Source organism: Streptomyces bambusae (assembly GCF_019400985.1).
GTDB lineage: Bacteria > Actinomycetota > Actinomycetes > Streptomycetales > Streptomycetaceae > Streptomyces > Streptomyces bambusae_A.
Map to the genome: position 1 here is coordinate 1 of NZ_WTFF01000278.1, position 9,550 is coordinate 9,550.

10 protein-coding genes are annotated in these 9,550 nt (G+C 74.8%); 3 read left to right on the forward strand and 7 right to left on the reverse strand.

Annotated features, from left to right (window positions below; translation table 11 throughout):
- On the forward strand, positions 1–738 hold a 738-nt coding region (locus tag GPJ59_RS28295), incomplete at its 5' end, for an FtsX-like permease family protein (protein WP_374200930.1).
- Positions 735–1,703 carry an ABC transporter ATP-binding protein gene (locus tag GPJ59_RS28300; RefSeq protein ID WP_374200931.1) on the forward strand — a complete coding sequence of 323 codons (969 nt, stop codon included), beginning with the start codon at positions 735–737 and terminating at the stop codon, positions 1,701–1,703. The genes GPJ59_RS28295 and GPJ59_RS28300, both read left to right, overlap by 4 nt.
- Before the next feature lie 109 nt (positions 1,704–1,812).
- On the opposite strand, the gene GPJ59_RS28305 is transcribed toward GPJ59_RS28300, so the two are convergent.
- On the reverse strand, positions 1,813–2,442 hold the full coding sequence (locus GPJ59_RS28305; protein ID WP_219670539.1) for a TetR/AcrR family transcriptional regulator: 630 nt from the start codon (positions 2,440–2,442) through the stop codon (positions 1,813–1,815).
- A 94-nt stretch (positions 2,443–2,536) separates the two neighbouring features.
- Here GPJ59_RS28305 and GPJ59_RS28310 point away from each other — a divergent pair, with 94 nt between their 5' ends.
- Positions 2,537–4,216 (forward strand): FAD-binding oxidoreductase, encoded by a 1,680-nt coding sequence (locus tag GPJ59_RS28310; RefSeq protein WP_219670540.1) that lies wholly within the window; start codon positions 2,537–2,539, stop codon positions 4,214–4,216.
- 138 nt (positions 4,217–4,354) lie between these two features.
- Here the strand turns inward: GPJ59_RS28310 and GPJ59_RS28315 are convergent, their stop codons facing one another.
- From GPJ59_RS28315 to GPJ59_RS28340, 6 genes are all read right to left on the reverse strand, one after another.
- On the reverse strand, positions 4,355–5,821 hold the full coding sequence (locus GPJ59_RS28315) for a sensor histidine kinase (RefSeq protein WP_219670541.1): 1,467 nt from the start codon (positions 5,819–5,821) through the stop codon (positions 4,355–4,357).
- Positions 5,818–6,561 (reverse strand): response regulator transcription factor, encoded by a 744-nt coding sequence (locus GPJ59_RS28320; RefSeq protein WP_219670542.1) that lies wholly within the window; start codon positions 6,559–6,561, stop codon positions 5,818–5,820. The genes GPJ59_RS28315 and GPJ59_RS28320 overlap by 4 nt, the downstream gene beginning before the upstream one ends.
- 131 nt (positions 6,562–6,692) lie before the next feature.
- Positions 6,693–7,298, reverse strand: coding sequence for a hypothetical protein (locus GPJ59_RS28325; protein WP_219670543.1), 606 nt, complete (start codon positions 7,296–7,298; stop codon positions 6,693–6,695).
- A 10-nt stretch (positions 7,299–7,308) separates the two neighbouring features.
- Positions 7,309–8,142, reverse strand: a complete 834-nt coding sequence (locus tag GPJ59_RS28330; RefSeq protein ID WP_219670544.1) for a cytochrome c biogenesis CcdA family protein — start codon at positions 8,140–8,142, stop codon at positions 7,309–7,311.
- Positions 8,139–8,744 (reverse strand): TlpA family protein disulfide reductase, encoded by a 606-nt coding sequence (locus tag GPJ59_RS38685; protein ID WP_219670545.1) that lies wholly within the window; start codon positions 8,742–8,744, stop codon positions 8,139–8,141. Before GPJ59_RS38685 ends, GPJ59_RS28330 begins: the two co-directional genes overlap by 4 nt.
- Positions 8,741–9,550 (reverse strand): thioredoxin family protein (locus GPJ59_RS28340; protein ID WP_219670546.1); only part of this gene is annotated, 810 nt, incomplete at its 5' end. The genes GPJ59_RS38685 and GPJ59_RS28340, both read right to left, overlap by 4 nt.

Sequence of the window (9,550 nt, forward strand, 5' to 3'; positions counted from 1 at the left end):
GGCGGGGAGACCGTCGTGCTGCCGGCGGGCCCCGCGACGTCCCGGATCCGCGGCGGCATCCACCCCAACCGGTGGCTCGGCCTCGGCCCCGTAGACGCGGCGCGGCTGCAGGCCCTGACCAGCGCCGCCGGCCCGGCGCCGTCGGCGGCATCGCCGGCGGCGTCGTCGACGTCGACGTCGACGCTGGCTTCGGCTCCGGTGCCCGCCGCGAGTCCGGGCCCGGCCTCCGGGGCGCGGTCGTCCGGCGAACCGTACCTGGTACGCACGAGCGCCGAGGGCGTCGCCGAGCTGGCGGCCGATCCGTTGCAGGGCTCGGCCGAGCGCCTCTTCTGGTCCTGCGTGGCCGCGGCGGCCGGCTTCGCCCTGCTGGCCGTACTGCTGACGCTGATGCGCACCGTCCCCGAACGCGCGGCGCTGCTGGCCCGGCTGCGCACCATGGGGCTGCGCCGCCGGCAGGGCGTGGCGCTGATCCTCGCGGAGGTCCTGCCGCAGACCCTGGCCGCCGCGCTGGGCGGGGCGCTGGTGGCGGCGGCCGCGGTGGCGCTGCTGGGTCCGGCGATGGACCTGTCCACGCTGGTCGGCGCGGAGGTGCCGACCGGCGTACGGCTCACCGCGCGGCCCGTACTGACCCACGCCCTGGGCCTGGCCGCCCTGGTCGCCGCGGCCGTGCTCGTCGAGGCGGCGACATCCGGGCGACGGCAGACCACCACCGAGTTGAGAGCGGGAGACCAGCGGTGACCTCAGCGTTGAACAGCGACCAGCCGACGTACGAGGAGCTGCGCCGCCGGGCGGCAGCCGCCGCGGAGCCCCGTACCGCGGCGGCCGACGCCGCGATCGCCTGCGACCGCCTGGTCCGGATCTTCAGCACGGACGGCATCGAGGTGCAGGCCCTGCAAGGGCTGGAGCTGACGGTCACCCAGGGCGACCTGGTGGCCCTCGTCGGCGCCTCGGGCAGCGGCAAGTCCACCCTCCTGAACATCCTGGCGGGCCTGGACGTGCCGACCGCGGGCAGCGCGGCGGTCGCCGGCTACGACCTGCTGGAGCTGTCGGCGCGGGACCGGCTGCGCTACCGGCGTGAAGCGGTCGGATTCGTCTACCAGCAGACCGCCCGCAACCTGCTGCCGTTCCTGACGGCCACCCAGAACGTCGCGCTGCCCATGCAGTTGAAGGGCGGCGGGCCCCGACGCGGCGCCGGCGCGCGCCGCACCGCCCGGGTCGCGGAGGTCCTGGACGCACTGGGCATCGGCGACCTGGCGCACCGCCGCCCGGCGGAACTGTCCGGCGGCCAGCAGCAGCGGGTCGCGATCGCCGTGGCGATGGCGAACGACCCCAAGGTGCTGCTGGCGGACGAACCCACGGGCGAACTCGACTCGGAGACGGCCGCGTCGGTCTTCGAGACCTTCCGCACGGTGAACAAGGAGCTCGGCGTGACGGTGGTCATCGTGACGCACGACCCCATGGTGGCGGGCGAGGTCCGCCGCACCGTGGCCATCCGCGACGGCCGCACCAGCAGCGAGGTCCTGCGCCGCCTGGTCACCGACGAGCACGGCGAGGAATCGGTCAGCGAACGCGAGTACGTGGTCCTGGACCGCTCGGGCCGCGTCCAACTCCCGCAGAAATTCCTGGAGTCCCTGGGCATGGAACACCGCGTCGCGGTCGACCTCGCCCCGGACCACATCGAACTCCGCCCGGACCGGAGCTGAGCGTACGGCCGTCGGCCGAGGCGGTGACGTCGGACGGAGGCCGCCTTCCCGCACGGGAGGGCGGCCTTTCGTGCGCCGGCCCCGGCCCGTCGCTGCGCCATGGCATCGGTCAGGGCTGGAGGTGTGGGGTGAGGGTGGCGGCGGCTGTGAAGAGGCGGGCGCAGCGTTGGGTCATGGCCGTCGGGGACTGCTCGGGGTGCTTCACCCACCAGCGGACGAGCGTGGAGACGAGGTCGCGCCAGACGTACTTGAGGGCGTCGGCGTCCAGCGGGTCGGTGGAGCCGGTCGCGCGCAGCAGGTCGGCGGTGCCGCCTGCGGCGAGGCGGTCGATGGACGCCCGGTACTGCGCTGCGCGCCGGGCGGCCTCGCCGCCCGGGGGCAGGGAGGTGTCGTAGAGGACGAACCATGCCTCCCGCCCGCCTTCCAGGGCGGTGAAGATGGCGTGGAGTACCCGCAGCGGCGTGTCCGGGGTGGTGCCGTCCGGTCCCATCGCGTCCTCGACGGCGGCCAGCAGGCGGTCCCCGACGGGGACCAGGCAGGCGACGTACAGGTCCTCCTTGGTGCCGAAGTACTGGTGCAGCAGCGTCTTGGTGACGCCGACCCGGGCCGCGATGGCGGCGAGGGACGCGCCCGCGAAGCCGTTGGCGCCGAACTCCTCGGTGGCGGCGGCCAGGATCTGCTGCCGGCGCTGCTCCCGCGGGACTCCCTTGGTGCCGGCTTTCGAGCGTGGGGTTGCCATGAGTGGATGTTATCAGTAAGTAATTTACCGGATGGTAAATTCGGCGATCGATCCTCTGCCCCCCCTTTCCCTCCTGCGGACATGGAGCGCACCTATGGACGGCACCACAGGCATCACGGGCATCGCAGGTACCACAGGCGTCACGGGCACACCGGGCACACCGGGCACACCGGGCACCACGCACGCGCAGGCGAAGTCCCGCACCCGCTCCTGGTGGGGGTGGGGCTGGGCGGACGCGCATCCCGACGACGACGAGTGCCTCGCGATGGGGGCCCTGATTCCCGGCACCCTCGCCCGGCCCCTCCCCGTCCCGCGCGTCCGTGACCTGCGTATCGCAGGCCCGGCCGTCGAACCCCCGCCGAGCCTGGCGCACCTGGTCACCGCGGACCCCGAGGACCGCGCCGCCCACGCGATGGGGAAGGCGTACCGCGACGTCGTACGGGCCCTGCGCGGGCGGCCCGGCCGCATCCCCGACCTCGTCGCCCGCCCCACGGACGACCGGGAGGTGGCCGATCTGCTGGACTGGGCCGGCGAGCGGCAGGTCGCGGTCGTCCCGTACGGCGGAGGGTCCTCCGTCACCGGCGGCGTGGAGTACCGCGGCGACGCGCACCGCGCCGTACTCTCCCTCGACCTGACCGCCATGGGCCGCGTCCTGGAGGTCGACGGCACCGGCCGGGCCGCACGTATCCAGGCGGGGGCGCTCGGGCCGGGTCTGGAGGAGCAACTGCGGCCCCACGGCCTGACGTTGCGGCACTTCCCGCAGAGCTTCGAGTTCTCCACGCTGGGCGGCTGGCTCGCCACCCGCGCCGGCGGCCACTACGCGACCGGCCGTACGCATATCGACGACTTCGTCCAGTCCATGAACGTCGTCACGCCGGCCGGGACCAGCGCCTCGTGGCGGCTGCCGGCCTCCGGCGCGGGGCCTTCCCCCGACCGGTTGTTCCTCGGCTCCGAGGGAGCGCTCGGCGTCATCACCGAGGCGTGGGTCCGCCTCCAGCGGCGTCCGGTGCACAAGGCGTCCGCCTCCGTGGCCTTCACCGACTTCCACGATGCGCTCCGGGCGGTGCGGGCCGTCGCGCAGTCCGACCTCTCGCCCGCCAACTGCCGGTTGCTGGACTCCGGCGAGGCCGCGCTCTCGGGCGCCGCGCAGGACAGGTCCGCCGTGCTCGTGCTGGGCTTCGAGTCGGCCGACGCACCGGTCGGCGACCGGCTCGAACAGGCCGTGGGCCTGGCCCGCGCCCACGGCGGCCGCAGCAGTGGCCAGGGCGGCGGCCAGGGCGGCGCGTACGCCGATGCCGCGGTGAGTGCCTGGCGCTCGGCCTTCCTCCGGATGCCCTACCTGCGCGACGGGCTGGCCCGGATGGGCGCCGTGGCGGAGACCTTCGAGACGGCGGCCACCTGGGACCGGATTCCGGGCCTGATCGAAGCGGTACGCACGGAGGTCGGCGCGGCGGCGCTGAAGGCCACCGGACACCCCGCGACCGTCAACTGCCGCCTCACCCATGTCTACCCCGACGGCGCGGCCCCCTACTTCACCGTGCTGGCCGCCGGGCGGCCCGGTGACGAGGTCGCCGTCTGGGACGAGCTGAAGGCCGTGGCGAGCGAGGTCCTGCACCGGCACCGGGCCACCGTCACCCACCACCACGCCGTCGGCCGGGACCACCGCCGCGACTACGACCGCCAGCGCCCCGACCCCTTCGCCCTCGCGCTGCGCGCCGCGAAGGACGCGCTCGACCCGCGGGGGATCCTGAACCCTGGTGTGCTCGTCGGCTGAGGCGCCGGTCCGCGGACGCTGGCCGCTGCCCGCCGGTCCCCGCCCGCCGCCCGCCATCCCCCGCCCGCCGTCCCCCGGCCGCCCGCCGGCCTTCCGGTTCAGTCGCGCGCGGAAGCCGTGCCGTTCGGTGCGGCCGCCCTACCGCTTGTGCGGCCAGGCCGGCCGGCGGCGGGAGATGCGGGACCTGCGGCCGGACAGGGGGGTCGGCAGGGCCAGCGCGAACGTCACGGTGATGTGCGCGCCCCCCAGCGGGCCGCGGCCGATGTGCACCGAGCCGCCCGTGGCGGTCGCGGCCCGCCCCGCGATGTCGAGGCCCAGCCCCGTGGAACCGGTGCTGCTCCCACGGGAGAGGGCCCGGTCCGGCTCCGGGATGCCCGGTCCGCCGTCCTCCACGACCAGTTCCACGGCCTGGGCCGTACGGACGACCTGGACGCCGAACGGGGTGCCGGGCGCGGTATGGCGGAAGATGTTGCCGATGAGCGCGTCCACCACGGCGGCCACGTCGTCGTCGGAGAGGCTGACGGCCGTGGGCTCCTGGGTCAGGTCGACGGTGCAGGACCGGTTCTGCTGCTCCGCCAGGACCGCCCAGAAGGCGGTGCGCCGTCGGACGACGTCGGCTGCCTCGCAGCGAGGACCGGACGCCCCCTTGCCGGACGTCCCCTTGCCGGACGCCCCGTCGCCGGACGCCCCCGTACGGGACTTCCCCGCGCCGGCGGCACGGCCGCTCGTGGCCGGTTCCGGGCCGAGCAGGCCCTGGCCCATGGGGCCCACGGCGAGCGGGGTGCGCGCCGCGGCGATGATGGCCTGGAGCTCCGCCTCCAGTTCGCCGACCGCCGCCTCGACCCTGGCCGACTCGGGGGTGCCCGCCATCCGCTCCGACGCCAGGTGCAGGGCGGTCAGCGGGGTGCGCAGGCGGTGGGACAGGTCCGCCACGAGCTCGCGTTCGACGGCGAGCAGCTCGGTCATGCGCTGGGCCATCGCGTTGAAGGCGACGCCCGCGTCCCGCAGTTCCCTGGGGCCCATGGGGTCCACGCGGGTGTCCAGGTCGCCCTGACCGAGGGCGTGCGACGCCTGCGCGAGCCGCTTCGAGGACCTGACGACCTTCGCGCCGAGCCGGTCGGCGACCAGGACGGAACCGCCGATCAGCCCCACGGCGAGGAAGAGCATCACCGCCCACGACTCCATGACCCCGCGGGTCAGCTCCGCCTCCGGGACGAAGTTCTCGATGACGGCGACCCGGTCGCCGGGAAGCACCACCGGCTGCAGGCAGATCCAGCCGCCCGGGATCTCCCGGGAGATGGACTCGCGCCCCTTCAGCGCCCGTTCGAGCAGCGCCGCGGGGGCTTTGGAACTGCCGAGGGCCCCGGCGTCCGGCAGGTGGACGACCAGGTGCTCGGCCGCGTCCAGGCTCGTGGCGGACTCCCGTAGGGCGGCCGGATCGGTGGTGAGGGTCAGGACGGGTGCCAGGGCGGCGGCGCGCTGTTCGGCCGCGGTGACGCCCTGCTCCTTGACCAGCGACATCACCAGAGCGGCCAGGGGTATGAGGAAGGAGAGGGCGACCATGGAGGTCACGGCGAGCGCCACTCCCGCCAGCGAGCGCCTCAACGCGGCGCCACCAGTTTGATGCCGACGCCGCGCACGGTCAGCAGGTAGCGCGGGGCCGCCGCGCGTTCGCCGAGCTTGCGGCGCAGGGACGACAGGTGTACGTCGACGGTCTGGTCGTCCACGTACGGTTCGCGCCAGACCTCGGTCAGCAGACGGCGCTTGGAGACGACCTGGCCGGTGTGGAGGGCGAGGAACGCCAGCAGGTCGAACTCCCGGCGGGTCAGGCGCAGCTCCCGGCCGGCCAGGTACGCGGTACGCGCGCCCGGGTCCACCGCCAGCTCGCCCACGGTGACCGGGCGCAGCGGGTCGGCCGCCGCCGACCCCGGCACCGTACCGGGTACGCCCGGCACGCCCGGGACCGTGCCGGCGGAGGGAACGTGACCGGTGCGCCGCAGGACGGCGGAGAGGCGCGCGATGAGCTGGCCCCCGGAGAAGGGCTTGACCAGGTAGTCGTCGGCGCCCGCGTTGAGCAGGCTGATGATGTCCCGCTCGTCGTCGCGGGCGGTGGCCACCAGCACGGGTACGGAGGAAATGCCCCGGATCATGCGCAGGGCGTCGCCTCCGTCCAGATCGGGCAGCCCCAGGTCGAGGACCACGGCGTCGACGGGCGTCTGGGTGACCTCGCGCAGGGCGCCGAACCCGTCGGCCGAGCTGCGTACGGCATACCCGTGCTCCGCCAGGACCTCGATCAGTGACTGGCGGATGCTGGGGTCGTCTTCCACGACCAGGACGCTGGGCATGGGGGACACCTTAGGGGCTCGGCCGGGCGGGGGTGCGGGCCAGGTGTGTCGTCCCGGGCCGACGCATCTGGCCGATGCATCCGGCCGTCGCATCTGGACGACGTATATGGCCGACGTACGGGCCGACGTATCTAGTGGGACGCGAACGTCGGACCGTCCGGGGTGATGCGCAGGTGCACGGGGCGGTCGGAGACCGGGATGGTGCAGCCGTCCTTCTCGCTGCAGCTCGCGTAGCCGAGCAGCACCGTCGCGTCCCCGTTGCCGTCGGCCCGGACGGGCAGCGTGGTGGTGACCGGGCCGTCCGGGTAGACGGGGACCGGGGCGCCGACGCCGGGCACGCTGATCGACCGTACCTGCGCGCCGGCCGTCAGCTTGCCCTCCGCCTTGAGGGCCCCGGTGACGGATACCGCGGTCGGCCGGCCCACGCCTTCGATGCCGGTGGCCGGCAGATCGGTGCTGTAGAGGTGGAAGCCCTTCTCCTCGGGCGTGAAGACCGCGGTGAGGGTGCCCTTCGAGGCTTGCCAGCCGGACACCGAGAGGGTGACGGTGACGCCCTTCTCGGTGAAGCTCGTGGTGGGTGCGGAGGAGCCGCCGGCGCCGGCGCCCTCGGCGGACTGCTGCTCGCCGCAGGCCGCGAGAGCGGTCAGGGTGAGCAGGGCGGCCGCGACGCGTGCCGTGCGGGAACGTCGGGAACGTCGGGAACATCGGGAACGTCGTACGGACGGGGACATGCCCATGGATGCCTCCTCAGAGGGCGGGGGAGAAGTCGGTGCTCCACAACTGGAGCCGGTAGACCAGGTCGTTCCACACACCGGTGGCGAGAGTGACGCCGACGAGGACGAGCATGCCTCCGCCGATCCGCAGGACCCACGCGTAGTGGCGCTTGACCAGGCCGAACGCGCCCAGGGCGCGGCGGAAGGCCAGCGCGGCCAGGATGAACGGCAGGCCGAGCCCGAGACAGTACGCGGCCATCAGCAGGGCTCCGCGGGCCGCACTCGCCTCGGTCCAGGCGAGCGCCTGGACGGCGGCCAGCGTAGGGCCGATGCACGGGGTCCAGCCGACCGCGAACACCGCCCCCAGCAAGGGGGCTCCGGCGAGCCCCAGCGCCGGGCGCCGGTGGCTGCGGAACTCCCGTTGGGCGAAGCCCGGCAGGAACCCCATGAAGGACAGCCCCATCAGCACGGTGAAGACGCCGAGCACCCGGGTGACCGCCTCCTGGTGGGCCAGGAGCGTCCGTCCGGCGTAGCCGAACAGGGCACCTCCGGAGACGAGGACCGCCGTGAAGCCCAGGACGAACAGCAGCGCGCCGGCCGCCATACGGCTGCGGCTCCCGCCGCGCGCGTCGGCCAGGTCGGCGACCGACAGGCTGGTCACGTAGCTGAGGTAGCCGGGTACGAGCGGCAGTACGCACGGCGAGAGGAAGGAGACGAGTCCCGCGACGAGGGCCACGGGGGCGGCGACGAGGAGCGTTCCGTTCACGAGCGCCCCGCTCGCGAGTGTCCCGTCCGCGAGTGCTTCGTTCGCGAGTGCCCCGTTCACCAGCGCTCCGTTCGCGAGCGTTTCGTTCACCAGCGTCGTCATGACCCCTCCTCCGCCAGCACGCTCGCGATCAGGGGCCGCAGCTGCTCGTCGGTGACGGGGCCCCCGATGGCGGCGGCGACGCGTCCGTGGCGGTCGATCACGAGGGTCGAGGGGATGGCCTGCGGGTTGAGCAGCGCGGGCGGGAAGCGAAGCAGCAGGTCGCCGGCGGGGTCGTGGAGGCTGGGGAAGCTCAGCCCGTGTGCGCGGACGAACGCCCGAGCCGCCGCCCGGTCCCGGTCACGGGTGTTGATCCCGAGGAACCGGACGCCGTCGGCCCGGGTCTGCCCGCTGAGCCGCTCCAGGTCGTCGGCCTCCGCCCGGCAGGGGCCGCACCAGGAACCCCAGACGTTGAGGACGACGACGTGGCCCCGGAGTTCGGCCAGGCCGGCCGGCCTGCCGTCCAGGTCGTCGCCGGCCAGTACGGGCGCGGCCTGCCGGGCACCGGCCTCCACGACCGTCGCCCCGGCCGCGGCCCGGACCGTACCCGCCCGCGCCCCGGGCTCCTGGGGTGCTCCGCCGCCGTCGTCCGTCAGGCTGCCGGCGAGGACGAAGCAGGCCGCCACCGCGAGGCCGGCCGCCGCGCCCCGGACCGCTCGTCTCACGACGCCCACTGGCGCAGGAAGGAGTTGATGCCCTCCGGCGTCAGGGCCGGGTTGCCGGTGGCGTGGGTGTCGGTGCGCACCGTGCCGGACGGGGAGACGACGACCAGGACGGGCATCTTGTACGTGCCGCCGGAGGGGCTGTACTTGCGCAGGAGCGCGGAGTTGGCCGAGCTGTCACCACCGATGTCGATTTTGACCAGGTGGTACGAGGCCCCGAGGATCGCCGCGGTCTGCGACTGCGCGAACACCTTGTCGGCGGCCTTGCAGTTGCCGCACCAGTTCGCGCCGAAGTCGAGCAGCACCATCCGCCCGTCGGACTTGGCCGCGCGCAGCGCCGCGTCGATCTGCTTCTGGGCGTCGGCCGAACTGTCGTAACCGGGGCCGGGTATCGCGGCCGGCGCGGCCGCGGCGGACGTACGGGCCGGCGTGCTGGGCGTGCGGGTGGGGGCGGCGGAGGCGGTCGCGGTGGCGGTGCGCGAGGGGGTGGCGGACGTGGACGCGGACGCGGACGGCGAGGCCGACGCCGACCCGGTCGGGGACGCCTCGGGGGACGCGGCCGTGGACTCCGACGCGGAGGGGAGGGCCTGCGCGGACTGCCCGGCCGTGGCGGGGCTGGCGGACCCCGCGGGCTTGGAGGACGGCCCGCAGCCGGCGGTGAGCCCCCCCCCGACCACGGCCGCCGCGACCCTGGGCAGTGGCGCCCCCAGGGGCGCGACCGGGCGGGGCGCGCGGCTGCAGCGGTGCGGGCCGACGCGGGGGGGCAAGCCGGACGGCACTGCGGCGGGCACCCCGGCCCCCGGTCGGGA

Excerpts from the sequence above, each read along its gene's own strand:
- GPJ59_RS28305 (WP_219670539.1), bottom strand. The coding sequence starts at position 2,442 with ATGGCAACCCCACGCTCGAAAGCCGGCACCAAGGGAGTCCCGCGGGAG.
- GPJ59_RS28310 (WP_219670540.1), top strand. The coding sequence starts at position 2,537 with ATGGACGGCACCACAGGCATCACGGGCATCGCAGGTACCACAGGCGTC.
- GPJ59_RS28320 (WP_219670542.1), bottom strand. The coding sequence starts at position 6,561 with ATGCCCAGCGTCCTGGTCGTGGAAGACGACCCCAGCATCCGCCAGTCA.
- GPJ59_RS28325 (WP_219670543.1), bottom strand. The coding sequence starts at position 7,298 with ATGGGCATGTCCCCGTCCGTACGACGTTCCCGATGTTCCCGACGTTCC.
- GPJ59_RS28330 (WP_219670544.1), bottom strand. The coding sequence starts at position 8,142 with ATGACGACGCTGGTGAACGAAACGCTCGCGAACGGAGCGCTGGTGAAC.